Here is a 22,051-nt window from a genome sequence, read left to right as displayed (position 1 = left end):
CCTCCCAGATGCTTCGCCTCTACTGACTTTGCTATGCGAGCGAGACGCTCGCAACTCCCAGTGGGCTTTCCCTATTCGACGCAGTCCATGACTAGCCGCCGGGGATGCCGGGTTCGGTGAGGAGGGCAGGATCGAGGGCTTTGGCGAGAGTTTCTTCGTCGAGGAGACCGAGTTCGCGAACGACTTGGGGGATCGGCTTCTTCTCCTTGAGCGCTTGCTTGACGACTTCGGCGGTCTTTTTGTAGCCGAGGTAGGTGTTGAGGGCGGTTGCCAGCGACGGCGAGGTCTCGGCGTAATGGCGGCATCGCTCCTCGTCGGCGGTGATGCCTTCGACGCAGTTCGTCGTGAACGTGCGAAGCGTATTGGTTAGGATTTGGAGCGAAAACTGAGACGAAAACACCATGCCGGGCATCATGACGTTGAGTTCTAGCTGTCCGGCCTGGACACAGCCTTCGATGCTAGCGCACTGGCCCAGCACTTGGTAGAGGACGATATTGAGGTTTTCGGCCATGCTCGGGTTGATCTTGCCAGGCATGATGGAAGACCCGGGTTGGACGGCAGGCAAGACGATCTCGGCAAAGCCGGTCAGTGGTCCAGAGCAGAGGAGGCGCAGGTCGTTGGCGATGCGCGTGAGCTCCAGGCACAGGATGCGCAGACCAGCGGCGAGGCTCGCCATCGCGAAGTTGCTCTGCATGGCTTCGCGAAGGTCCTCGGCGGGGCGGAAAGGGATGCCAGTTTCTTGGGCGAGGAGTTCGATAACTCGGAAGCGGTATTGGGGATGAGTGTTGAGACCGGTTCCAGCGGCACTGCCGCCGATGCCCAATTCTTCGAGTTCGTGACCAGCCATCTCCAGCCAGCGTAGAGCTTTTCGGACGGCAGCGGCATAGGCGGCAAACTCCTGACCAAGGCGGACGGGGACGGCGTCCTGTAGGTGAGTCCGGCCGGATTTAAGGATCGGGTCGAACTCTCGTCCTTTGGCCGCAAGCGCGTCGGCCAGCTTGTGACCCGCGGCGAGCAGGTCATCGAGCATGACCCGGCTCATGATTCGCATGGCGGTGGGGAAGGTGTCGTTCGTGCTTTGTCCGAAGTTTGGATGGTCATTGGGATTGACGATTTTGTATTCGCCTAGCTGACCGCCGAGGATTTCTTCGGCCCGATTGGCGAGCACCTCATTGACGTTCATGTGGAAGCAGGTTCCGGCCCCCATGTGGAAGACATCGACGGGAAATTGGTCGCGGAATCGCCCACATAGAATCTCGTCGGCGGCTTCAACAATCGCGGCACCGATCTTGGGATCGAGGAGGCCCAGTTCGGTGTTGGCCTGGGCGCACGCCTTCTTGAGACGCGTGTAGGCATCAATGAACTGGGGGTGCTCGGTGAGGCCGCTGATGGGGAAGAGGAGGCGGCTTCTCTCGGCTTGGGAACCCCAGTAGGCTTTGGCGGGAACTTGGACCTCGCCCAGACTATCTTTTTCGATGCGGACGTTCATACCAAAAGTCTACATGCGATGGGTGGTGTTGCGCGTCAGACCACCGTATAGATGCTTATTGCGATCTTTTCGAGGGGCATTCTTCTTGAGGATCGCCGGCGGGCGGAAGGTCGAGGGATCGAGCCTCGGTTCCGTTCCGCCGGCCTCCCTCTCTAGCGCTTTCGCCGCCTCAGGATGAGGGCGAGCCCCAGTGCCAAGGCGGTTAGCGATCCCGGCTCGGGAACGGCGTGAATGACTCCGACGGCATCAAGGTCGAAGCCTCCCGACGCAAACGGTGTGCTCCAGGGGTCGTTGATTTTGTGGCCGAAGTTATCGTAGGTCGCGTAGGCATCGTCGATACTGCCGACGACATCGACCACGCGGACGTAGCGAACGGCGTTGACGTCCAGCAGGTTCGAGACTCCGCTGAGTTCGGATAGGTCGAACGGCGTACCTTCGAGTTCGGGGAACTGTCCGGCGAGGTTGTGGACCTTGGTCGGATCGAGGGAGGCGAAGGCTCCCAGTTGAGTCGTGGTTTGGGTTAGGCTCGTGCTTTGGAATCGGAAGAAGTCAGTTCCGTTCGAGCTGACCTCGACGAAGCCGAGTTCAGCGAAGACGTTTCCGCCGGTGGCGAAACCGTTTTCGAAGACGGCGAAATCGTCACCCGGACCGTCGGTGATCGGCTGATCGAAGGTGACGGTGATCGAGCCTCCATCGCCGAGGCTGACCACGCCGCTCCAGCCGCCAGGTGCGCCGAGGGCGTCGGAGGCGGAGCCATAGCTGGCAAAGCCCAAGCTGGGGTTGGCGATGTTCATCGGTCCGCGGGTCAGATTGTTAACGCCGGTGGCCCATCCGGTGAAGGATGGGTCCGAGGCTGAGATTCCGTGGGCGGCGAACTGGGCATTGGCCGATACGGTGGCGAAGAGGACGGCGAGCCCGACAAGAGCCCTCATGCTCGGCGGCTCCGACGGCGAGCGAGGCCGACCAATCCGAACGCGATGATGGCGAGGGACGCCGGTTCGGGGACGGATGAGACGTCGTCGATGGCGAAGTAGGCGGGTGTGTTCATGCCGAACGCGCCGTTATCGCTCGACGACAGCGTGAACTGGACGGAGGTCGCGGCGCCGAGGCCGGTGAGGTCGAAGTAACGCCAATCGGAGACGATGTAGTCGTTGGAGTTGTCGGAGTCGCGAAAGTCGGCGAGGAAGAAGTCGGCGGTGCCGGTGATGGTCGAGCCGATCAGGCCGGTCGCGGTGACTTTGAACCAGTCGGGGTCGTTGCCGGTGGCTCCACCGAACTTCTTTGCGAAGGCGTCGCCATCGTGCATCGAGTAGTAGGCGTAAGTCGTGTTCGTGATCCAGAGTCCGGTCAGCGACTGGCCGGTGGGAACCGTGATGGTCGGCGTGACAGGCGTGAACGAGTCCTGGAAGGCGACGCCGTAATTGGCCCCGCTGTGGGCGGCACCGGGTTTGGCCGCATACTGGTTTCCGAAGCCCGCAGTGGTGCCGTCTTGGACGCTTGAGTAGGCGAAACCGGCCCAAGAGCCAAAGGTCGGATCGTAGCTGTTATTGAAGCCAAATCCGTCGCTGGCGAAGCTGGCTGTGTTTTCGTACGAACCGGGCGCGAGGCTGAGGTCGTCAAAGGTCGCAAGGTTGGCGAAGGACGCGCCGGACAGGGCCAGCGCCGCGAGTGTGATATGCGTTTTCATTAGTTCTCCATCTAGTCGCCTTGCAGGTCGTATGCAGAATCGTCGTTCGAGAGGGCTCCGGTTTCGGGCTCGGAGGCGATGGCCCGGTAGCGGGTTTTCACCTTGCGAGCGTGTCCGTCGGCGTAGGCCACGTTTGCACCACCGAGGTGGCGAAAATGGACGGTGCCGATGCCATAGAACGGGTCGCTAGGGGCGCGAAGGTAGTTTTGTCCCTTCACGGGCCAGCCGTAGCCGCCGTCGGCGAAGACCGCCGTTCCGGCCGGATCCTGAATCCCCCCTAGCGAAGCTTCGCGGTAGGCGCCAAAGATGTCGCCGCCGATGTAGGTCGCGTTGTAGGCGTAGCCGGTGTACGGCCGCCCGTAGGCTTCGCCAAAGAACGAGGGGCAGGCGTTGATCTGCCCGTTCTTGATGTAGGGGTAGAGGAGTCCGCCGGAGGCTTTCGGGGTCGTGCCGGCCGACCAATCGAGCGTGAAATCCCATGCCACCTCGACGTCGAAGCCGTTTCGGTAGTAGTAGGAGAGGCACGCGCGGTCATCGACGTCGCTGGCATACATCAGCCAAGCAGTGACGATTTGACGCTGGTTCGAGAGGCATTGGGCCGACTTGGCCGCCGATTTGGCCTGGGCAAACACGGGGAACAGGATCGCCGCGAGGATCGCGATGATCGCGATGACGACGAGCAGTTCGATGAGGGTAAACCCGGCCTTCCGATTCTTCATTTCGCTCCTGCATTGCTTCGGAGCGGAGAGGAAGGAGATGCGATAGGACGATGGGAATCGCCCAACCATCATCCGACCCATGCTCGTGGGCGATGCGCTTTTTGTGCGAAGTGGGCATTCGGACTTTTACCGTTGCGGCACAGCGCTGGAGTTCCACCAGCTTTCCCCAATTTTCAGATCGATCAAGGCGATCGATCCTTCACACGGTAACCAGTATGGCACTGTTGCTGGGTGGGCGGGAGGGGTTGGGGGAAGAACCTAATTTTCTTAGGAATGTTGAGGTTGGTTGCTTGCTGGTTGGCGCGTTTCGAGGGATGGTGAGGTCCTTGTCACACGGCCAACTCCCATCCCGCAAGCGGGAAGTGGTCGCTGACCGTGCCACCCGTTGGAATGGGTCATTCGCCCCGCATCGTTTCCGATAGGCAACTTACAAAATGGTTACCCGCGCGATATACTTGGCTTGTTCGCACAATTGTGTGCGGAACTTTTGGGAGATATCTATGAAGAAACTCTTAGTTGGGGCAGTCGGCCTTGCCGCGCTTTCTCTTTCGTCGTTCGCTTCGGCAGACATGCTGGACTTTGAAGACATTACGGCAGACCAGTTCGGAAATCCGATTCCCTCTGAGGGATTCACTTTCAACTTCGACGCACAAGGTTGGGCTATCGCCACCGATGGTTACACCTCGTTTGATCGAGTTCAGAATGGAACTTCGACGCTGTTCTTGGCTGGCCCGCGAAACTTCACGAACGCTCAGGTCACCTTCAGCACGGACTCAGGCGCGCCATTTTCGGTCCAAGGATTTGATTCGGCCGTCTTCACTGGTCTGTTTGCTACGGGTTCGATCGAGTTCATCGGCAACTTCGTCGGTGGTGGCACCACGGTTCAGGACTTTTCAATCACCAATCAATGGCAGTCGTTCGCTTTGAATGGTACGTTTACCAACCTGCAGAGCGTTACAGTTGTCGACCTCAATACGAGCGACTTTGATTCAGGTCCTGGCTTCCAGCTCGACAATATCGCCATCAACGGCACCGTTCCGGAGCCGGCGAGCCTTGCCGTTCTCGGACTTGGCGCTTTAGCGCTCGTTCGACGACGAACCAGCAAGTAAGTATGCGACCAGGTGGATGGGGCTAAAAACTCATCCACCTCGGTATAGGGTTAGTTTGAATATGCTTCGGGATGGTAGGCGGAACTGCCTTGGTTTAGCCTCCTTCCGTGTTCCACCCAGCATATTTGCCGGGTCGACGGATTCATTTCGTTTCCCTATACTGTGATTTGTTCGCTCGATTGAGTGAGAAGACTTTGGGAATCAACATGAAAAAAATTCTACTAGTGGCAGTGGGCTCAGCTTTGCTTGTCTTTCCGGCGATCGCGTCGGCAACCGTCATCGACTTCGAGGACATCACATCCGATCAATTCGATAACCCGCTCGTGTCCGAGGGATACAACTTTAACTTTTCGGCTGGAGGTTGGGGAATCCTGACAGACAGCTACACCGGCTCGGGGCGCGTGCAAGATGGAAGCGTCACGTTGGCAGCTATTGGAGACGATAACAATGGAGCAACGGGCAGTGTGAACTTTAAGCCCATATCCGATGCACCGTTCTCGATGGAGTCTTTTGATTCGGCGGTTTTTGATGGCACCTTCGCAACCGGATCAATCACGGTCGTCGGAAACTACGAGGGCGGCGGTACCACTTCGCAGGTCTTTAACGTTACCAACCAGTGGCAGACGTTTATGCTAGACGGATCGTTTACGAATCTGGATAGCATTACGGTGATGGACAATGGCTCGGGCGGTCTCGGCACGGTCTCCGGCTTTCAACTCGACAACTTGACGATCGACTCCGTTCCAGAGCCGGCGAGCCTCGCCGTCCTCGGCATTGGCGCTTTGGCGCTCGTTAGACGACGTCGAACCAGCAAGTAATCGACCCTCTAGCCTGGGTTACCGCTTCCGCGGTGTCCAGGCTATTTTGCGCCGTTTTCGCGATGAACGGTGTAGGTGTCGTTGCCGACCTGGATTGACCAGCGGTTTTCCGGTTTCGCGTATTCAAATTCGAACACCGTACTGGTGTTGAATGTGTCGCTGTAGTTCTCGACCTCCTTTGGCCTCTGGCTTTCGGGGCTTTGGGGCGGAAGATGCGACTCATCCGGTTTGCCATCGAGGATTTTGCCGCTGAACGTGCCTTCCTTCCACTCTCTCGCGGCGAGCAACACGGCGACCTGGCGTCGCTTTTCGATCGACTTCGGTACGACTCGGCTTCGATAGACGACGAAGAAGATGTTCATGGCCATGAAGAGGGCCACGATGATGCCGATCACCTTGAGGATCAGTTTGCCGGAGACGTCCTTGCTCGGCCTATCCATTTCTTTTCCCCCGAATACTCTGCACGGCTTCGGCTATAAGGGTACTCGCCCGCTCGATTTCTTCGGCGGTGTTTCCGTACCCGAGTGAGAACCGAACGCCTTCTTTGGCCTCGGTTTCGGTGTAATCGCAGGCGAGCATGACGTGGGATGGCTCGATGCTGCCGCTGCTGCACGCGGCGCCGCTACTGGCGCTGATGCCTTCGCGGTCGAGGCGGATGAGGAGGGTTTCGGCGTCGATGCCGGGGAAGCGGACGTGGAGGTGAGTATCGAGGGTTTCGTCGGGGTTGGCGACGGTGGGGACGGCCCCGGCGGCGAGGAGCCGAGCGCGAAGCGCGTCGCGCATTGGTCTGTAGCTTTGGGTTTGGTGTCCGGCGATGGCGGCGCCGAAGCCGACGATGCCGAGCAGATTTTCGGTCCCGCCGCGCATCTCGCGCTCTTGTTCGCCACCGGTGACGAGCGGCTTGATTTTTGTTCCGTTGAGGACGGCGAGCGCCCCGACGCCTTTCGGGCCGTTGACTTTGTGAGCGGCGACGGAGACGAGATCAGCAAACTGGCAAGGGTTGGAAACGTCCTTGAGGAATCCTTGGACGTGGTCGCAGTGGAGGAGGGCTCCTCTTGTGTGAGCGATTTTTGCGGCGGCTTCGACGGGCTGAATCATGCCGGTTTCGTTGTTGGCGCTCATCAGTGAGACAAAGAGCACATCGTCCGTTACAAGCTCCTCTATGGCGTCGAGGCGGACCTTCGATTCTCGGTCCACGGGAATGAGTTCGACTTGGTAGCCGAGACGTTCCAGCAGGGGACGCGTGTGGAGGACGCAGTGGTGCTCGACGGCGCTGAGGAGAATTCGGTTTCTGCGGTAGTCGGAATTGGCGAGGGCGGCACCGACGATGGCGAGGTTGGCGGCCTCGGTTCCGCTTCCGGTGAAGACGACCTCGGCGAAGAGGCAACCGAGGGCTTGGGAGACTTTTTCGCGAGCCCAGTCGATCTCGTGCTTGGCTTCGCGACCGTGGGCATGGAGGCTGGAGGGGTTGCCAAACGAAGCCATGACCTCGGAAATCCGTGACTGAACACCCGGTAAGAGTGCGGTAGTTGCGGCGTTATCCAGGTAAATTCGCGGATTTTTGGTTGTCATTCGCTAAAATAACCCTGAAGTTGTTTACAGGGTGACTCCCTATTATTACCGTCGAAAAGGGTTTATGAGAAAAGCAATCGTCCTCGGTCTTCTTTGCCTACCGGCGTTCTCGCACGCGGACGTCTACCGATACGCCGAATTCTTTGCGAGCCAGACCGGGATTCCGGGTTCGATGACGGGCCAAATCGTGGTGAGTCCGACGCAGACGGTTGGCATTTCGTACAGCGGGAATGTCGTTGCGGAGAGTCAGATCAACAACACGGGCACCTACTACTACACCGGGTACAACGGCGGGCCGAGCTACTACACGAACGCGGTGGTCCAGAATGCGCCGAGTCGGACCGATATCATTGCCCTCTCTGGCCAGACCACGAACGTGATTACGAATACGATCACGTTTTCTGCGCCGGTGAAAAATCCGATCATGGACATTGTGAGCTTGGGGTCGCCGGCTCAGTTGTCGCACTACGACTTTTCGACGCCGTTCACGATTTTGAGCCAGGGCCCTGGCTATTGGGGTTCGGGTTCGATGTGGACCAACGATAACCTGCGGCTGTACGGCATGGAGGGGAGCGGCGTGATCATGTTCTCCGGGACGTACACCTCGATCTCGTTCACGGCGTCGCCGTTCGAGTACTGGAGCGGGTTCACCGTTGGAGTCGTGCCAGAGCCATCGTCAATGCTCGCGATTGGGCTTGGTGGAGTGCTGCTCCTTCGCCGACGAAAGCGCGCCTAAAGCAGTTTGCGGAAGACCTTTTTGCCCGCGAAAGTGGCGGCAAAGCGGAGGTAATTCTTGATTCGACCGGGCATGACGTGCATGCTGGCTCGGTAGGCGGCGCGGGCTGAGCGAGCGTCGCCGTTGAGCATTCGGACGGTGCCGAGAGCGGCCCAGCAGTGGGCGATGGCGGCTTGGACCTTCTCCTTTGGAAAGCGATCGCCGAGGTCTTCGAGGCGCGGGATCATCCAGTCGCGTAGGCGTTCGTCGTCGCGCCAAATCTTTTCGAGCTTGTGGGAGGCGTTCGCGCCGTGGACGCGGTACTGGCTCAGCTTTTCGTTGACGCATCCGACGTCGTAGCGTTCGGCGATTCGGAACCACATCTCCCAGTCTCCGGAGCCGAAGTAGAACTCGTTGAAGCCGCCGATCTCGTCGACGATACTTCGACGGAACAGGGCGGCGGAGGCGATGACCTTGTTTTCGTAGACGAGGTCGAGGAGGATATCGCCGGTTTCGAAACGGGGGAATTTGAATCCGAGAGGTTCGCCTTCCATGATGTTTCCTTCACCGTCGATGAACTCGCCTTCGGTGTGGACAAGGCCGACTTTTGGGTTGGAATCGAGGAGGGCGACTTGCTTTTCGAGCTTGGTGGGCATCCAGACGTCGTCGTCATTAAAGACGGCGATGTACTCGCCGGTGGCGTAGTCGAGGCCCTTATTGAGGGTGCCGTAAGTGCCGAGATTCTGCTCGTTGAAAACCACCCTGATTCCGGTTTGGTCGGCGAGCCATTCGCGGGTGCCGTCGGTGGAGCCATCGTCGAGGGCGATGATTTCGTAATCGGTAAAGGTCTGCGCGCGAATGCTGTCTAGGGCCACCGGAATGTACTTCTTGTGGTTGTAGCAGGTTAGCAGAATGGAGACTCGCGGCATTGTTTGACCTTATTTTGACCTACATCAGCCCGAACGCTTTCGAAAGGTTCGCCTCATCCGGTTCGCTCGCGGGCTCGCTTACCGGCTTCTCCATCCGGAGAAGCATCTTCTTTGGTTTGCCGGATGGCATTTCGCGGTATCGCGACTTAGGAGTTAATTTGACCTAGGTCAGCTCGAAGTATGCGAGAGGTTCGTCTCATCCGGTTCGCTCGCAAGCTCACTTACCGGCTTCTCTATCCAGAGAAGCATCTTGTTTTTGGCGCCACTGTAGGTTGACCCTATCCAGAGAAGTATCTCTTTGGGCATCAATCCAAGTAGACACCGTCCTGCCGGATCGCGGCCAATGGCATTGCGACTTAAGAAGTTATCTTGAGTCTTGGGTTGGCGAGAGGTTCGTCTCATCCGGTTCGCTCGCAAGCTCACTTACCGGCTTCTCTATCCAGAGAAGCATCTTTATTAGCGCTACTCTGGGTGGATCCTATCGGGAGAAGCCTCCATTCTGGTTTGCCAGATGGCGGCGACTGGCATCGCGACTTGAACCTATTTTGACCGATGGTCGGCTAATCCGTTTTCCTGCAGGAAAGCTTCGATGGCTTCGAAGTAGCGATCGGGCTCTTCCCACCGGGCTTCGGAATGGTTGCGGCCATCGAAAATGACCATAGATTTTGGCCCCGCGAGGGCGTCAAAGTTGGTTTTGGCGGCCGACGGCGGGGCGAGGGTATCGGCTCCACCGTGGAGAATCAGCGTTGGCTTGGCGATTTTGGCCAGCGCGGAGGACACGACAATGCGAAAGGGATTGACGCCGGAGAGGGGCATACCGAAAAAGGACGCGGGGTAGAGGACGTACTGGAGGGTTTTGCCGCCGATGAAGAGCCACCAGCCGGTGATCGCTTCAACGAGGCGGTCGTAGCAGGAATCTAGAATGAGGGCGTCGGCGAGATTGGGCGACTCGGCAAGGGCGAAGGCGCTAGCGGCGGCCCCCATGCTCGACCCAGCGAGGACGATCTTGGCGTTTGGGTAGCGGCGCTTGGCTTCGGCGACGGCAGATGCGACGGCGGTTCGCTCTTTGTAGCCGAACCCCGATTTTCGCCCTCGGGACGCGCCGTGGGCAGGGAGGTCGAAGAAGAGGAAGGCGATCGGCCAGTTTTGGAATCGGGGCGCGAAGGGAGCGAGTTCGGCTCGGTTCATCATGTAGCCGTGGGCGCAGACCATGACGACTTCGGGATCCTCTTTTGGCACCCACCATCCTCGGAGCAGGCGTCCGGTGCCGGAATCTTCGAATTCAATCCACTCTTGTGGAACCCCGAGGAAGCCGGGGGAAATGAAAATGGGGGTGCGGAAAGGGAAGACGAAGCAGTAGGCAACGCCCAGGAGCAGGAGTAAATACAAGATTCCTAGGACGATGACCAGCCAAACTATCATGAAATTTGCGTTTTGAGCCCCCCATCCGCAACAATTGTAGTTAATTCCGATGTTTGCTCTGAACTTCTACTCTGATCTCTACGGAGATGTCCTCAAAAACAACCGAAAGACCGTCACGATTCGCATGGGGGACAAGTCGGATAAGTATACGGAAGGGATGGTCGTTTGGGTTACGATCGGTCCGCGGTTCGGACGCCGTCAGAAACTTTACTCCGCGATTCTCGATCGAGTGGAAGTCAAACCGATCTCGGAGCTATCTCCGCGAGACATCGAGCGAGAGAACCCGGAATTTCGCACACAGGACGACGTGATCGGGCTTTTGAGTCGGGTGTATGGCGACTTGATTACGCCGACGCATACGGTTACGGTGATTTACTTCAGCCGAATTGACGAGTAGTGTGGTAATATACCCATGAGGGGTATATATTGAGCCAATTTGCGAGCGATTTCCCAATTGGCATAGGATATGCCCCTTAGGAAAACATGTTGTTTTTGCTTCAACCCATCCACCAAGATTCGGTTTACGAGGTGCTCTCGGTCAGCCGAAAGGAAACTTCTGCCTTCCGCCTTGGCAACCGAGTCGACGATACGCTCGTTGTTTCCCGTGACGGAAAGAAGTACGAAATCCACCTTTCGCCGCAACACACTCACTTTGGCGCCGTGAAGCTATACGCCGCAGGCGACAAGGTCACCATCGCGAAGAAGAATCTTCACGACGGAGACTCGGTCAGCCGAGAATCGATCCACCTCAGTAAGTAGCCTAGAAGCGAAGTCCGTAGTTCAGGATGAGCTGATACTGCTGTTCGGAGTTTCCGTTCCACGGCAGGCGACTGGCGACGGTTGCACTGAGGCCGGGATAGAAGTTCGGCGATGTGAAGCCGATCCACGTTTGGCTGTCAGACCCGGTGACATGTTCGATGGCGCCAGCCCAGCAGCAGCACGGGAAATCCACTCCGAAGACGCCGACGACCTTATCTGACCGGTAGGCAGTAGCGTGGAAGCGGAACTTCGTGAAATCCTTTCGTAACGACAGGTAGGCGTCGTTGGTGTGCGCGTCGGCGTCGTAGTTGGCGATACCAAAACTGGCGGCGAATCCTTGCTTGGGATCATCGACGAAGCGAATTTTGCCGTCGTAGACGGTATGACCCAGGAGGTCCTGCGTGATGCCGATCTCTCCCTTGTCGCAACAGCCCAATGTGACGCCGTGCGACCACGCAAAGCCTTTGTCCACGTTTTGAGCAAAGCCGGAGACTCCGATGCTGTAGGCCACCTCTCGGTGGGCCAAAATGTCGGCGATCGGAAAATTAATCAAATTGGTCGAAGCTTCTGCGTGACAGCAGAAAACTCCATACCCTGCGGCGAGCGCAAAGCCCTTCATCCATAAACGGTTCATTGTCTAACCCTGCCTAGGGCTATTGGCACTGGCGGAAAACGTTCTCAGGGGTTTGAGACGGATGTTGGTAGGATTGCTGGCGTGAATCTGGCCATATTGCCGGGTCTAGGGTAACTGCGTTGTGTTGGCGAGGATTGGCTGGAGATCAAGCCCCTCCATCCCTGCACCCTTCCTCCCAACGTGAGGAAGGGATTTTGAAAGGACCTAGGCTCTGGAGTATCGGTCGACAAGGGCGGGCCAGGTGCCGTTAGCGATGGCGTCACGGATTTCGCGCATCAGCCGGGCGTAGAAGGCGAGGTTGTGGAGCGACGCGAGGCGTGGGCCGAGAGGCTCGCCGGACTTGAAGAGGTGGCGGACATAGGCGGCCGAGTAGCGTTCGGTGGCAGGGAAGACGCTTTGTTCGTCGAACGGGCCCTTGTGCTCCTGCCACTTTTTGCCAATGCAGTTGACGCGGCCTTCGAGCGTGTAGAGGCAGTGGTGGCGGGCCATGCGGGTGGGGAGGACGCAGTCGAACATGTCGACGCCACACGCAACGGCGTGGAGAATGTCTTTCGGGTGGCCGACACCCATCAGGTAGCGGGCCTTGTCGGCGGGCAGTAGCGGGGCGGTGTGCTGGACCACGGGATATTGCATCTCGGTGGGCTCGCCGACGCTGACACCACCGATGGCGACGCCGTCGAAGGGGAGTTCGGAGATGGCTTGGGCGGACTCGGTGCGGAAATCTTCGTGAACGCCGCCTTGGACGATGCCGAAGATCGCCTGATCGCCTTGGCGAGCGGCGAGGTTGCGGTGGGCCCAGCGGTGGGTGCGGTTCATGGCTGCGGCAGCCTCGTCGCGGGTGCAAGGGTAGGGCGGACACTCGTCGAGCATCATGCTGATATCGACGCCGAGCTTGGCCTGGATTTCGATGCTTCGCTCCGGGGAAAGGAAATGGGTCGAGCCGTCGAGATGGGATTTGAATTTGACGCCGTCGTCATTGATGGAGCGCATGTCGCTGAGGGACATGACCTGGTAGCCGCCCGAGTCAGTGAGAATGGAACCTCGCCAGGACATGAACTCGTGGAGGCCGCCAAAGCTTTGAACGAGGTCGGCTCCGGGTCGGAGCGATAAGTGATAGGTATTGCTCAGGACCTGCTCAAATCCTAGAGCCTCGAGGTCTTCTGATCCAACGGTTTTAACTGAGCCTTGAGTGCCGACGGGCATGAAGAAGGGGGTTTCGACGGTGCCGTGGGGGGTATGGAGGCGTCCTCGGCGGGCCTTGGTGTGCGGGCAGATAGAGAGCAGTTCGAAATGGACGCCGGGCATGGGGACGGTTAGGTGTACCCGAATTTAGGTTTCAGGGCACAGAGCACAGAGCACAGAGCACAGGGTGCAGAGTGCAGAGTGCAGAGTGCAGAGTGCAGAGTGCAGAGTGCAGAGTGCAGAGTGCTAGCCTCTTTCGGTTGGGAGTTGGACCGATAGTCCCGGGGCGTACGCTCATCGGTATGGGGGGCGTCTTTGAGGTTAGGAGACATGGGCGGGTTCTCATGAGGAACATGAAGATGGAAGAAATGATGCTCGAACATTGTATCGAAATCTGCACCCGTTGCCAGGACGAGTGCAACGCCTGTGCCGTCGCTTGCGTGCCGCTTTCCGGCCTAGAAGCATGCGTCCACATCTGCCAAGACTGTGCCGCTGAATGCGCGAATTGTATTTTGGCCATGAGTTCGGGCTCGCTACGCGAGTGCGGTTCGTGTGCCGATGTTTGCGAACGATGCGCGATTGAGTGCGAGAAGTATCTCGAGATTACGAATTGTATCCATTGTGCCGAGATTTGCCGGGAGTGCGTGCGAGCCTGTCGCGAATCGGTGGCGATGGTCTGATTTTTCTGTCCCACAACCTGCCCGAGGGATGGAGGGCGTCGCGGTCATCGTGGTCGCCTTCCATCCTTGCCGACAGATTGTGGGCCCGGCTCTTGACCTCGTAAATCTACCAGGTATACAATGGCGAAACGGTCCAGGCTCCGGGCCGCTTTTTTGTTGGGTCCCGGTCATGATCTGAAGTGACCAATTTCGACGCCTAAATCATTACCAAATGTTCTGATTGGCTCGGATCAAAGAGAAATTCCTACGGTTTTTTAATTATTTCCTTGACCGTTAGCGATAAGTGTCTTACAATGCAGTATCTCTGCTTCATCGCGGAGGCATTGATCCATCCTAGAGGAAATACTAATGTGCGAATATCGTGCTAAGAGCCATAAGTTGGGCTTTACGCTCATCGAACTCCTCGTCGTGATTGCAATTATTGCTATTCTTGCAGCCATTCTCTTCCCCGTCTTCGCCCAGGCCAAGGCCGCAGCCAAGAAGACCACCATGATCAGCAACTTCAAGCAGATCGGCATCGCCACTGCTATGTACACGACTGACTATGATGGCAACTTCATGTTGTCGAACAGTGGAAGCATCAATGGCCCAGGTTGGGGATTCGGACCCCCCGATACCGTGCCTGGACAGCAAATGCAACCGTACGTCAAGAACACTCGGATTCACATCGATCCGATGGATCCTTGGCAATCGGAAGACCAAAGAATCAAAGACCAGCTCCAGTACATGGGCAACCCGACCACCCCGACGGCCGAGCAGAAGATGTATGCGCTGATGGTGCGAAGCAACATCGGCTACAACTACGCCTTCTTCAGCCCGTGGCGCGTCGTTCCGATGACGTCCGGCTACTATGTCGGATCGGCTTCGACGAACGAAAGCGGTGTCGGCAACCCGTCGAACACGCTGATGTACGGAACGTCGATTTGGGACCGAGCCGGCGGTTCGCCCTACGGCGGTGGCAACTGGGTCGTTGAGACTCCGTGCTGGCAGGACGCAAATGGCAACATGATGCGACCGATGAGCTCCTATGCCTGCGGCACAGGCGACTGTACGCTGGCTAGCTACCCGAACGGTTGGTCGAACAACGGCGCTTCGTGGATCGTGTACGGCGGTCTGTGGCCGTTTTACAACCAGATCTCGCTGGACAACATCTCGCCAGGTCTGAAGGACGGACACGTCATCATCGGTATGGCGGACACGAGCACCAAGTCTCGCCCGCTGAAGTCGATCACTGCCGGATGCACGGCATGGGGAACCGGCCAGTTCAAAGGAACGGTTACCGACCCCGACAAGTTCATCTGGGACCTCGATTAATGAAGCTTCTGGGACTCTTTTGTGCGCTGCTGGTCTCCGGACTGCTGGCGGTTGGATGCGGTTCTTCGGACATGAAACCCGAGGACAGCATTGGATCTGACCTGAAGAAGGCTGGCGTTTCCGATCAGCCGACGGACAGCAAGCATGCCGGAACAAAGAAGGCAGAAATGCCGGATAAGGGCGCGGCGCCTAATACGCCCCAGTAAGAAGCCCATTCTCTCTGAGCCACGTTCGATTTCGAGCGTGGCTTTTTCTATTTCAGACCGAGGAATTGTTCGGCGGTTTTGCCCTGCAGGATTTTGTCCATCTCCTGTTTGGCGAGTTTGGCCTTGAAGTCCAAGGTGTCCAGTACCTTCGCGATTTCCTTCTTATCGTTCTTTTCCAGAGCCAAGGTGAGGCCGGCGAGGACATCGATTTTGCCGTTGGTGTTTTGGAGGACCTGCTTGTGGAATTCTTCGAACTGCTTCGGCGGTTTGAGGTCGCGCATTTCCTTCATGACGTCCATTTCGCTTGTGACGGCCTTGCTGAGGCGGTCGAGGACTTCTTTGGGGAACTTGCCCGTCTTTTCGAACGATTTGATGGAGTCGAAGTCGAGGCGTTGGGCGTTGTTGGCCACCTTATCGAACTTGTCGAGTTCGGCGAGAATCTTTCGTCCGTAATCGGTGTCGGCGGGCGGGGCAGAAGCGGTGTTGGCGGCGGGACTATTGTTGGTCTCGGGGGCCGATGGCCCGCATCCGAGAACGAGCGAGAGAGCGAGCGTCACAACGATTCCGCGCATGGTGAATTTGAGTGTAACACGAATTCAGCGGCGAAGCTCTTTGCGGATGACGAGCTTGAGACCACTCCAAACGTCGGTGACGGCGCACACCTTGACGTCGACCCAGCCCATTGGGAGGCAGACATCGCGGATGATATTTTCGTCGATATCGGTAGGGACCTTCGAGCTTTTCTTGGGCCACGATACCCAGACCATGCCGTCGCGGTCGATGCGGCTGAAGAGGTCGGACAGGAGGGCGTCCATGCGAGCGCGCTCGATGACGAAAATATGGACAAAATTTGGCGCTTTGTCGCCTATTTGCTGGGCGATCTCCACGGGACTGCTGAGGAATTGCTCATAGTCGTCAGGAGCGTCGATGGAAATGGCGACCATGCCAGGCTTGAGGCCGAGCTTTTCGGCTAGTGGTTTGCCGGAGTAGCCGGGGGCGGTCATTTTTTCTTGGCCACGGCGACGATACTGCTGCCCCACGGAAGATTGGACCGGACGATGATCGCGGCTTCGGCGCGTTGGAACAGGGAGAAAATGCTTTCGACAAAGCGCGGAAGGTTGGGGAGCTTGGCGTCGGGGTCGCCTTTTTTGAACTTGCTGAGGAAGCGGGAGATGGCGACGAGGGGGAAAAGGAAAAAGATGTGATAGGTCAGCCGCTCGATTTCGAAGCCGTTGGCTTCGAGGAGCTTGCGCACTTGGGTTCGGCTGTAGCGCCGGTGGTGCATGAGGGCGACATCGTGAGGCCCCCAAAGCCATTGGTAGGCGGGAACGTTGATGAGGATGTGGCCACCAGGTTTGAGGACGCGGGCGATCTCGGCGATGGCCTTTTGATCGTCGGGAACGTGCTCGATCGTGTCGAGAGTGACAACGACGTCGAACGAATTCGATTGGAGAGGGAGGGCTTGGGCATCGGCGCGGGCAATGCGTGTAAGGCCACGCTGATGACAGAATTCGAGAGCATCTTGGCTAAAGTCAACGCCGTACACGGTTCCAAGCGAGCCAAAGGCGTCCTGACCCTTGCCGGTGCCGCAACCTACATCAAGGATGGTGGCGTTGGCAGGAGCGACTTGGGCGAGGAACTGGAGGGCAAGTTCCCGTCGAGCCACGAACCACCAATAGCGGTCTTCCAACTCGTACATGCGGGCATACTCTGCGCTTTGCAACGGAAGAGATTCTAGCTTATTTTTGGGAACTGTTCTCAGGGCTGCCGCATTCTGCAATCAACATGCTTCAAATTGCCGTCGCACAACCCGGCTGCGCCGCGCCAGGACAGCAGACGAGGTCGGACTACGAGCGTTTTCTCGCCAGTCATCTTCCTCGCCTGAATTCTCTGGCCTTCAGCTATACGCGGCCCGACCACGAACTCGCCAAGGACATTGTCCAAGAGGCCGTGATCAAGGGTTATCAAGCCTATATGAACCGCACCCTTTGCCTGGATAACCAAGCCAAGGCGTGGTTCGCGACGGTGATCCGCAACGAGTTCTTGATGCACAAGCGGAAGAACAAGCGGATCGCGGGACCGCCGGACGAACAGACCCCTGGGATCGACGGTCGGCGCGAATTTGAGAACGTCGGTCTGCGGGACGTCTTGACGCGGGCTATTGACGAATTACCCGACGACCAGCGAGAATGTGTCGTGCTGGTCGACATCCACCAATTCGATTATGAGGAAACTGCGGCGATCCTCCAAATCGCGGTGGGTACCGTTCGATCTCGTCTCTCTCGGGCAAGGATGAAACTTGCTTCCCGTCTGAACTCGTTGGAGTGCACCTTATGAAATCTCACGATGCGTTGAAACCGTGCGGCATGTTCGCCTCGACTTTGGAAAGGCTCGTCTTCGAGAACTCGAAGGGAGGACTTTTTAAGTGGTACGTGAAGAAGCACGCGGAAAAGTGCGGCAACTGTAAGGCGACCATGGACGCGCTGAAGTGCTACCAGGACGCGATTCGGCTAGCGTACGAAGAAGCGTGCGCCGAGGGCGAGGACCTGATGTCGCAAGGCGACCTGAGCGACCTTTTGAATAAGCTTGAGCCTACGACGGCTTAGGTTTGATCGATCGGCCGGGCGGGAACGCCTTCATGCGTCAGCACGACGGGGACGATGTCGTCGTTCTCGTCGAAGAACATTCGCTCGATGCACGTAACGCGGTGGTCGCGGGCGGTTTCCTCGATGGGACGCCGGTGGTAGCAGATGTACCATTCGTCAGTGTTCGGGATTTGGAGGACGGAGTGATGTCCGGCGCTGTTTCCGATGTTCGGGTCGCTTTGGAGGACTTTTCCGTGGCGGACGAACGGGCCGTAGGGCGATTTGGACTTGGCGTAGGCCACCGAGTAGGAGGCGTCGCCCCAGGAGCCTTCGGACCACATGAAATAGTAGAGGCCCTTGCGTTTGATCATGAAGGGGCCTTCGACGTAGAGCTCGGGCGTGATCTCTTGGAAGTCGCCTACGGTGGAGATCATGTCCTCGCCGAGCTGGACGACTACCGCATGCTTCCAACCGCCATAGTAGAGGTAGGCCTGACCGTCGTCATCGACGTAAGCATGGGCGTCGATTGGCTGCGCACCGTGGTGATATTCCTTGATGAGTGGGTGTCCGAGGGCGTCGACGAACGGGCCTTGGGGGTTGTCGGCGACGGCGACACCGATTCCTGCGCCATCACCGGCAGAAAAGTACATGTAGTAACGGCCGTCTTTTTCGGCGACGGACGGTGCCCAAGCGGCGCGGTTGGTGCTCCAAGGAACGTCGGCGAAATCGAGGCCTCGGCCTTCGTTGGTCCAGTTGGTTAGGTCGTCGGACGAGAAGACCTCGAAGAAGGTTTGGTCTTCGTAAAGGGCGGAGTAGGTCGGATAGATGTAGTAGCGGCCCGCGAAGAGGTGGAGTTCGGGGTCGGCGTACCAGCCAGGGAAAACCGGATTGCCGGACATTTGCACGGGGTCATTGTGGCTCATCTTGGCGGTTTGATGAAGGTGAAATGAAGGTGTTTTTCGGAGTCGGAATGCAAATGATTTCCAAACAAATCGGCGGCATTATGATGGCAACAGTTTCGACGCCGGTAGCCAAATCATCCCACCCCAACCCTCAACGGCGTCTTTACCGAGTCCCCCTTTCAAGAAGGGGGACATCTTTTTGGGGGTTCGAAGTTAGGCTGTTCTACGGCGGCGAATGAGCGCGAAGGCACCAAGGCCGAGAACTGCGAAAGAGGCAGGCTCTGGGACAACTGCCGTCGCGGTTATTCTAGTGGTAATGTCGACCGTGTTTTGCAGATGCCAAGTAGCTCCCTGATCAAAACTAAAGTCGATGGGTTTGACTCCCGGATTGGTGGTCCAACACCAGCCCGCCGAGTTTGAATCCATACTCATCTTGAGGTGGTAGTTGCCGGTCGACAAAACTGGCTGCAGCACGGATGTGACGGAGTAGATCATCGTCGTGCCCGGGTTCGTGAGAATGGAAAACGATTCAATAATGGAACCTGGGTTTCCCGCGTCGTCGGAACACAAATCGAGTTGCACAAGATCGCTGCCAAAGCCGATGAGGGCGACATCGATGGAGTCCAACGAGTAGGTGCCGTTCACGGAGAATGGCCGATCCACCACGTCGTTCGTACTAATGGTATAGCTGAGAACTTGGTCAAACCCTCCACCAGTGGAACCAAAGGTGTCGAGGATAACATCGGCCTGTGCGGTGACCGAAAAACCGATGAATAGCGAAGAAATAGCTAGAGTGCAGGCTCTAATTTTCATGATTAAACCAACGTAGGCACCGCCAAAGGTGGGGAACCCAGCATTTAGTCTAGTCACCCCACCTCGATAAATCAATCCAGCAAATCTGACAGGTTGGGCTTCTGAAATGAAAATGCCCCCTTCTTTGAGGGGGCATTCAATACGTGGATTACGGAGATTACTCGGCGGCCGGAGCTTCTTCGGTCTTCTTCGGCGCGGCCTTCTTGGCGGCGGGCTTGGAAGCTGGCTTAGCGGCCTTCTTTTCCTTCTTGGATCCACCGGCGGCTTCGGCCTTGGCGGTGCGGATCGCGTCTTTAATAATTTGTTCTTTTCGATGTCGCTTGGCGCGAATTTCTTTGTTTCTGACTCTCATGTTTGTTCCGTAACCATAAAAGATACCTTGATCGGGCGATTTGGTGTTGGAGTGGGTTCAAAACTGGTAGAGGGTTGGTTCGGGTTGATCCTTAGTTGTTGGCCGCCATAATGGCGGGGTCGTCCCGATGCTCGGGACTCCTCGGACTTTCGATGTAGCGGGTGCTATCCGGGGGTCTGCGCTCCTTCGTCGCTCCGGCACCCCGGCTAAGGTCTGCGACCACTTCGTGGTCGGTCACTTCGTTCGTCATAATGGAAGGGGATTTGGGTTTGGTCCCCGCCATCCCTGCGCCCTTCCTCCTCGAAGGAAGGAAGGGAACTTGTAACCATGCTCAGACTCGCAAGCTCGGCTGAGCATGCCACCCTATCTTCTTTGTGAACGAGACGCCCGCCCTCCAACCTTATCGGAAGACTTGGGCGATTTGCTGGAGGTCCTCGGCGGTGGGGACGGCGACGCCGATCTTGCGCACAACGCTGGCGGCGGTGTGGGTCGCCAGGCGAAGAGCTTCGGCATCAAGGGGACCGCAGGTGGCGCAGAGGGCGAGAGTGGCGATGACCGTGTCACCGGCACCAGCTTCGTCGTAGACCTCTACGCGGATAGCAGGGACGCTTTGGGCTTCGGAGTCGTTGGCGAAGACCATTCCGCTAGCGCCGAGGGTGATGACAAGCGTTTGAATCTCGAGTTCGCGGCGCAGTTGTTTAGCCGCATCGATCGCCATGTCGTCGGTGATCGGCTTGAGGTAGCCGAGGGCGGACGAGGCTTCGAAGCGGTTGAGGCTGACAACGTCGGCTCCGTGGTAGTGGTGAGCGGTGCCGGGCTTGGCGTTGGCGACGACGGGAATGCCGAGTTCTTTGCCAAGGGCGACGATCTTCTCGATCACGGGTCCAGGAATTGCGCCCTTCTGGTAGTCGCTGAGGAGGAGGACATCGCATCCGTTGGCGGAGGACCGAACGCTTTGAATCAGATCTTTCTCCAGCGCGGGGCCAATCGGAACTTCTTCTTCAACGTCGATACGCAGGACCTGGTGAGAGTGGTTGGCGACGACGCGGGTCTTGCGAGTCGTAGGGCGATCGGGATCGCGCAGAATCTGGATGGGGCCGACGCCGCTCAGCTTCAGCGAAGCTTCGAGGTCGTCGGCGGCTTTGTCGTCACCGACGACGCCCACCACGCCGGTCTTCGCGCCGAGGGCCATGAGGTTCATGGCGACGTTGGCCGCGCCACCGGGGACGGATGAGATGCGGTTCTGCTTGACGACGATGACGGGAGCTTCCTGGCTGATGCGGTTGGCAGAGCCAAAAATGTACTCGTCCAACATCAAGTCACCCACGACGAGCGACGACTTGTTGGGAAAGCCGGCGAGATATTCGGGGACCCTCATTGTACGGCTGGAACCTCGACTGGCTTGGAGCGGAGGACGAAGAAACCACCGACGATCATGATCACAACTGCCATTATGTGCCCATCGGTGATGGGGAGATTGCCGAGACCGATGGTCGTGCTGGATGTTCCCGCACGGAAGAATTCGTAAATAAACCTCGTGAGGCCGTGGAGGATGAGGGCCATGCCCAACGTATATCCTGCTCGGCGGTGAGATCGTTTTTCGAGCGAGAGCAGCAGGAAGAGAACGCCGATGTTCATCGCCGAATCGTAGAGTTGGGCGGGCACGCAGTAGGCGTTGATCTCACTGCTGTAGGCCAGGAACGGGAAAGCGCTCTTGGCGGGTGCGCCGTGGCAGCATCCGTTTAGCAGACAGCCGATCCGGCCAATTGCGTGGCCAAGGATGAAGGCTGGGGCGACGAGATCCATGCAAGCGAGGATGGGGATGCCCTTCTTTTTGCAGACGTAGGCGGCGACGAGACCACCGACGATGAATCCGCCGAAGCTGGTCAGACCTTGGAATTGGATGCTGAGCAGTTCGCCGACATGCTTGGAATAGTAGGGGATGTCCTGAATGATGAAGAAAACTCGGGCACCGAGAATTCCAGACAGGATGGCCCAGAAGGCGACGTCGGATAGGCTGTCGGCGCTGATTCCAAATTTCGGAGCGCGCTTTCGGGCGAGCATGAGGGACGCCAAGAAGGCGATGACCATCATGAGCCCGAAGCTAGCCAACTTGAAGCTTCCGATTTGGAAAATCGTTGGATACATAGACTCTTGTAGTAGA

The 22,051-nt window shown here is 57.8% G+C and carries 27 protein-coding genes and 1 riboswitch; of the genes, 9 read left to right on the top strand and 18 right to left on the bottom strand.

Features of this window, described 5'->3' with window-relative positions:
• Positions 1–91: 91 nt before the first annotated feature.
• The 4 genes from GC165_17255 to GC165_17240 all read right to left on the bottom strand — a co-directional run bounded on the left by GC165_17255 (position 92) and on the right by GC165_17240 (position 3,895).
• Complete coding sequence (locus GC165_17255) at positions 92–1,489, bottom strand: aspartate ammonia-lyase (protein ID MBI1334620.1); 1,398 nt, start codon at positions 1,487–1,489, stop codon at positions 92–94.
• 152 nt (positions 1,490–1,641) lie between these two features.
• Positions 1,642–2,421, bottom strand: coding sequence for a PEP-CTERM sorting domain-containing protein (locus GC165_17250; GenBank protein MBI1334619.1), 780 nt, complete (start codon positions 2,419–2,421; stop codon positions 1,642–1,644).
• Positions 2,418–3,176 carry a DUF4465 domain-containing protein gene (locus GC165_17245; protein ID MBI1334618.1) on the bottom strand — a complete coding sequence of 253 codons (759 nt, stop codon included), beginning with the start codon at positions 3,174–3,176 and terminating at the stop codon, positions 2,418–2,420. The genes GC165_17250 and GC165_17245 overlap by 4 nt, the downstream gene beginning before the upstream one ends.
• A gap of 11 nt (positions 3,177–3,187) precedes the next feature.
• On the bottom strand, positions 3,188–3,895 hold the full coding sequence (locus GC165_17240; GenBank protein ID MBI1334617.1) for a prepilin-type N-terminal cleavage/methylation domain-containing protein: 708 nt from the start codon (positions 3,893–3,895) through the stop codon (positions 3,188–3,190).
• A 91-nt stretch (positions 3,896–3,986) separates the two neighbouring features.
• Positions 3,987–4,112: riboswitch (cobalamin riboswitch) on the bottom strand.
• 217 nt (positions 4,113–4,329) lie between these two features.
• On the opposite strand from GC165_17240, the gene GC165_17235 reads away from it, so the two are divergent.
• On the top strand, positions 4,330–5,004 hold the full coding sequence (locus GC165_17235) for a PEP-CTERM sorting domain-containing protein (GenBank protein ID MBI1334616.1): 675 nt from the start codon (positions 4,330–4,332) through the stop codon (positions 5,002–5,004).
• A 206-nt stretch (positions 5,005–5,210) separates the two neighbouring features.
• On the top strand, positions 5,211–5,822 hold the full coding sequence (locus GC165_17230; GenBank protein ID MBI1334615.1) for a PEP-CTERM sorting domain-containing protein: 612 nt from the start codon (positions 5,211–5,213) through the stop codon (positions 5,820–5,822).
• 41 nt (positions 5,823–5,863) lie between these two features.
• Here GC165_17230 and GC165_17225 read toward each other — a convergent pair whose 3' ends face one another.
• Together GC165_17225 and GC165_17220 are read right to left on the bottom strand one after the other, a co-directional pair.
• On the bottom strand, positions 5,864–6,262 hold the full coding sequence (locus tag GC165_17225) for a hypothetical protein (GenBank protein MBI1334614.1): 399 nt from the start codon (positions 6,260–6,262) through the stop codon (positions 5,864–5,866).
• Positions 6,255–7,394, bottom strand: a complete 1,140-nt coding sequence (locus GC165_17220; GenBank protein MBI1334613.1) for an aminotransferase class V-fold PLP-dependent enzyme — start codon at positions 7,392–7,394, stop codon at positions 6,255–6,257. The genes GC165_17225 and GC165_17220 overlap by 8 nt, the downstream gene beginning before the upstream one ends.
• A gap of 64 nt (positions 7,395–7,458) precedes the next feature.
• Between GC165_17220 and GC165_17215 the strand changes: the two genes are divergently transcribed.
• Entirely contained in the window at positions 7,459–8,130 is a 672-nt protein-coding gene (locus GC165_17215) for a PEP-CTERM sorting domain-containing protein (protein MBI1334612.1), read from the top strand.
• Here the strand turns inward: GC165_17215 and GC165_17210 are convergent.
• Both GC165_17210 and GC165_17205 read right to left on the bottom strand, forming a co-directional pair.
• On the bottom strand, positions 8,127–9,038 hold the full coding sequence (locus GC165_17210; protein MBI1334611.1) for a glycosyltransferase: 912 nt from the start codon (positions 9,036–9,038) through the stop codon (positions 8,127–8,129). The genes GC165_17215 and GC165_17210 overlap by 4 nt on opposite strands.
• Positions 9,039–9,578: 540 nt before the next feature.
• On the bottom strand, positions 9,579–10,460 hold the full coding sequence (locus tag GC165_17205; GenBank protein MBI1334610.1) for an alpha/beta fold hydrolase: 882 nt from the start codon (positions 10,458–10,460) through the stop codon (positions 9,579–9,581).
• Positions 10,461–10,509: 49 nt separating this feature from the next.
• Between GC165_17205 and GC165_17200 the strand changes: the two genes are divergently transcribed.
• Together GC165_17200 and GC165_17195 are read left to right on the top strand one after the other, a co-directional pair.
• Positions 10,510–10,857 carry an RNA-binding protein gene (locus GC165_17200; protein ID MBI1334609.1) on the top strand — a complete coding sequence of 116 codons (348 nt, stop codon included), beginning with the start codon at positions 10,510–10,512 and terminating at the stop codon, positions 10,855–10,857.
• A gap of 86 nt (positions 10,858–10,943) precedes the next feature.
• On the top strand, positions 10,944–11,219 hold the full coding sequence (locus GC165_17195) for a hypothetical protein (GenBank protein MBI1334608.1): 276 nt from the start codon (positions 10,944–10,946) through the stop codon (positions 11,217–11,219).
• 1 nt (position 11,220) lies between these two features.
• Here GC165_17195 and GC165_17190 read toward each other — a convergent pair whose 3' ends face one another.
• Positions 11,221–11,853 carry a hypothetical protein gene (locus tag GC165_17190; GenBank protein ID MBI1334607.1) on the bottom strand — a complete coding sequence of 211 codons (633 nt, stop codon included), beginning with the start codon at positions 11,851–11,853 and terminating at the stop codon, positions 11,221–11,223.
• A 204-nt stretch (positions 11,854–12,057) separates the two neighbouring features.
• The gene (tgt, locus tag GC165_17185) at positions 12,058–13,158 is read right to left on the bottom strand and encodes a tRNA guanosine(34) transglycosylase Tgt (protein ID MBI1334606.1); all 1,101 of its coding nucleotides are present in this window, start codon (positions 13,156–13,158) and stop codon (positions 12,058–12,060) included.
• A 905-nt stretch (positions 13,159–14,063) separates the two neighbouring features.
• On the opposite strand from tgt, the gene GC165_17180 reads away from it, so the two are divergent.
• Positions 14,064–15,029, top strand: a complete 966-nt coding sequence (locus tag GC165_17180) for a prepilin-type N-terminal cleavage/methylation domain-containing protein (protein ID MBI1334605.1) — start codon at positions 14,064–14,066, stop codon at positions 15,027–15,029.
• Complete coding sequence (locus GC165_17175; protein MBI1334604.1) at positions 15,029–15,235, top strand: hypothetical protein; 207 nt, start codon at positions 15,029–15,031, stop codon at positions 15,233–15,235. Before GC165_17180 ends, GC165_17175 begins: the two co-directional genes overlap by 1 nt.
• A 47-nt stretch (positions 15,236–15,282) precedes the next feature.
• Here the strand turns inward: GC165_17175 and GC165_17170 are convergent, their stop codons facing one another.
• From GC165_17170 to GC165_17160, 3 genes are read right to left on the bottom strand one after another with little or no spacing between them, the layout of a single operon-like run.
• The gene (locus tag GC165_17170; GenBank protein MBI1334603.1) at positions 15,283–15,807 is read right to left on the bottom strand and encodes a hypothetical protein; all 525 of its coding nucleotides are present in this window, start codon (positions 15,805–15,807) and stop codon (positions 15,283–15,285) included.
• A 24-nt stretch (positions 15,808–15,831) separates the two neighbouring features.
• Positions 15,832–16,239 (bottom strand): DUF3052 family protein, encoded by a 408-nt coding sequence (locus GC165_17165; GenBank protein MBI1334602.1) that lies wholly within the window; start codon positions 16,237–16,239, stop codon positions 15,832–15,834.
• Positions 16,236–16,958 (bottom strand): methyltransferase domain-containing protein, encoded by a 723-nt coding sequence (locus GC165_17160; GenBank protein MBI1334601.1) that lies wholly within the window; start codon positions 16,956–16,958, stop codon positions 16,236–16,238. The genes GC165_17165 and GC165_17160 overlap by 4 nt, the downstream gene beginning before the upstream one ends.
• A gap of 62 nt (positions 16,959–17,020) precedes the next feature.
• Between GC165_17160 and GC165_17155 the strand changes: the two genes are divergently transcribed.
• Both GC165_17155 and GC165_17150 read left to right on the top strand, forming a co-directional pair.
• The gene (locus tag GC165_17155; GenBank protein ID MBI1334600.1) at positions 17,021–17,572 is read left to right on the top strand and encodes a sigma-70 family RNA polymerase sigma factor; all 552 of its coding nucleotides are present in this window, start codon (positions 17,021–17,023) and stop codon (positions 17,570–17,572) included.
• Positions 17,569–17,841: a hypothetical protein gene (locus GC165_17150; GenBank protein MBI1334599.1), complete on the top strand. Its 273-nt coding sequence runs from the start codon at positions 17,569–17,571 to the stop codon at positions 17,839–17,841. The genes GC165_17155 and GC165_17150 overlap by 4 nt, the downstream gene beginning before the upstream one ends.
• On the opposite strand, the gene GC165_17145 is transcribed toward GC165_17150, so the two are convergent.
• The 5 genes from GC165_17145 to lgt all read right to left on the bottom strand — a co-directional run bounded on the left by GC165_17145 (position 17,838) and on the right by lgt (position 22,035).
• On the bottom strand, positions 17,838–18,743 hold the full coding sequence (locus GC165_17145) for a family 43 glycosylhydrolase (protein ID MBI1334598.1): 906 nt from the start codon (positions 18,741–18,743) through the stop codon (positions 17,838–17,840). The genes GC165_17150 and GC165_17145 overlap by 4 nt on opposite strands.
• Positions 18,744–18,935: 192 nt before the next feature.
• On the bottom strand, positions 18,936–19,535 hold the full coding sequence (locus GC165_17140; GenBank protein MBI1334597.1) for a PEP-CTERM sorting domain-containing protein: 600 nt from the start codon (positions 19,533–19,535) through the stop codon (positions 18,936–18,938).
• A gap of 157 nt (positions 19,536–19,692) precedes the next feature.
• Positions 19,693–19,887, bottom strand: a complete 195-nt coding sequence (locus GC165_17135; GenBank protein MBI1334596.1) for a hypothetical protein — start codon at positions 19,885–19,887, stop codon at positions 19,693–19,695.
• 400 nt (positions 19,888–20,287) lie between these two features.
• A complete protein-coding gene (locus GC165_17130; GenBank protein MBI1334595.1) occupies positions 20,288–21,265 on the bottom strand; it encodes a hypothetical protein in 978 nt (325 codons plus the stop codon).
• The gene (gene lgt / locus GC165_17125; GenBank protein MBI1334594.1) at positions 21,262–22,035 is read right to left on the bottom strand and encodes a prolipoprotein diacylglyceryl transferase; all 774 of its coding nucleotides are present in this window, start codon (positions 22,033–22,035) and stop codon (positions 21,262–21,264) included. Before lgt ends, GC165_17130 begins: the two co-directional genes overlap by 4 nt.
• Between the last annotated feature and the right edge of the window lie 16 nt (positions 22,036–22,051).

Source organism: Armatimonadota bacterium, assembly GCA_016125185.1.
In the GTDB taxonomy this organism is placed as follows: Bacteria; Armatimonadota; Fimbriimonadia; order Fimbriimonadales; family Fimbriimonadaceae; genus Fimbriimonas.
The sequence above is the reverse complement of the archived record's forward strand: the minus strand, read 5'-3'. Positions and strand labels throughout refer to the sequence as shown.

What these genes read in the sequence shown, in the direction of transcription:
- GC165_17255 (MBI1334620.1), bottom strand. Translation starts at nt 1,489, where the DNA reads ATGAACGTCCGCATCGAAAAAGATAGTCTGGGCGAGGTCCAAGTTCCC.
- GC165_17250 (MBI1334619.1), bottom strand. Translation starts at nt 2,421, where the DNA reads ATGAGGGCTCTTGTCGGGCTCGCCGTCCTCTTCGCCACCGTATCGGCC.
- GC165_17245 (MBI1334618.1), bottom strand. Translation starts at nt 3,176, where the DNA reads ATGAAAACGCATATCACACTCGCGGCGCTGGCCCTGTCCGGCGCGTCC.
- GC165_17240 (MBI1334617.1), bottom strand. Translation starts at nt 3,895, where the DNA reads ATGAAGAATCGGAAGGCCGGGTTTACCCTCATCGAACTGCTCGTCGTC.
- GC165_17235 (MBI1334616.1), top strand. Translation starts at nt 4,330, where the DNA reads ATGGTTACCCGCGCGATATACTTGGCTTGTTCGCACAATTGTGTGCGG.
- GC165_17230 (MBI1334615.1), top strand. Translation starts at nt 5,211, where the DNA reads ATGAAAAAAATTCTACTAGTGGCAGTGGGCTCAGCTTTGCTTGTCTTT.
- GC165_17225 (MBI1334614.1), bottom strand. Translation starts at nt 6,262, where the DNA reads ATGGATAGGCCGAGCAAGGACGTCTCCGGCAAACTGATCCTCAAGGTG.
- GC165_17220 (MBI1334613.1), bottom strand. Translation starts at nt 7,394, where the DNA reads ATGACAACCAAAAATCCGCGAATTTACCTGGATAACGCCGCAACTACC.
- GC165_17215 (MBI1334612.1), top strand. Translation starts at nt 7,459, where the DNA reads ATGAGAAAAGCAATCGTCCTCGGTCTTCTTTGCCTACCGGCGTTCTCG.
- GC165_17210 (MBI1334611.1), bottom strand. Translation starts at nt 9,038, where the DNA reads ATGCCGCGAGTCTCCATTCTGCTAACCTGCTACAACCACAAGAAGTAC.
- GC165_17205 (MBI1334610.1), bottom strand. Translation starts at nt 10,460, where the DNA reads ATGATAGTTTGGCTGGTCATCGTCCTAGGAATCTTGTATTTACTCCTG.
- GC165_17200 (MBI1334609.1), top strand. Translation starts at nt 10,510, where the DNA reads ATGTTTGCTCTGAACTTCTACTCTGATCTCTACGGAGATGTCCTCAAA.
- GC165_17195 (MBI1334608.1), top strand. Translation starts at nt 10,944, where the DNA reads ATGTTGTTTTTGCTTCAACCCATCCACCAAGATTCGGTTTACGAGGTG.
- GC165_17190 (MBI1334607.1), bottom strand. Translation starts at nt 11,853, where the DNA reads ATGAACCGTTTATGGATGAAGGGCTTTGCGCTCGCCGCAGGGTATGGA.
- tgt (MBI1334606.1), bottom strand. Translation starts at nt 13,158, where the DNA reads ATGCCCGGCGTCCATTTCGAACTGCTCTCTATCTGCCCGCACACCAAG.
- GC165_17180 (MBI1334605.1), top strand. Translation starts at nt 14,064, where the DNA reads ATGTGCGAATATCGTGCTAAGAGCCATAAGTTGGGCTTTACGCTCATC.
- GC165_17175 (MBI1334604.1), top strand. Translation starts at nt 15,029, where the DNA reads ATGAAGCTTCTGGGACTCTTTTGTGCGCTGCTGGTCTCCGGACTGCTG.
- GC165_17170 (MBI1334603.1), bottom strand. Translation starts at nt 15,807, where the DNA reads ATGCGCGGAATCGTTGTGACGCTCGCTCTCTCGCTCGTTCTCGGATGC.
- GC165_17165 (MBI1334602.1), bottom strand. Translation starts at nt 16,239, where the DNA reads ATGACCGCCCCCGGCTACTCCGGCAAACCACTAGCCGAAAAGCTCGGC.
- GC165_17155 (MBI1334600.1), top strand. Translation starts at nt 17,021, where the DNA reads ATGCTTCAAATTGCCGTCGCACAACCCGGCTGCGCCGCGCCAGGACAG.
- GC165_17150 (MBI1334599.1), top strand. Translation starts at nt 17,569, where the DNA reads ATGAAATCTCACGATGCGTTGAAACCGTGCGGCATGTTCGCCTCGACT.
- GC165_17145 (MBI1334598.1), bottom strand. Translation starts at nt 18,743, where the DNA reads ATGAGCCACAATGACCCCGTGCAAATGTCCGGCAATCCGGTTTTCCCT.
- GC165_17140 (MBI1334597.1), bottom strand. Translation starts at nt 19,535, where the DNA reads ATGAAAATTAGAGCCTGCACTCTAGCTATTTCTTCGCTATTCATCGGT.
- GC165_17135 (MBI1334596.1), bottom strand. Translation starts at nt 19,887, where the DNA reads ATGAGAGTCAGAAACAAAGAAATTCGCGCCAAGCGACATCGAAAAGAA.
- GC165_17130 (MBI1334595.1), bottom strand. Translation starts at nt 21,265, where the DNA reads ATGAGGGTCCCCGAATATCTCGCCGGCTTTCCCAACAAGTCGTCGCTC.
- lgt (MBI1334594.1), bottom strand. Translation starts at nt 22,035, where the DNA reads ATGTATCCAACGATTTTCCAAATCGGAAGCTTCAAGTTGGCTAGCTTC.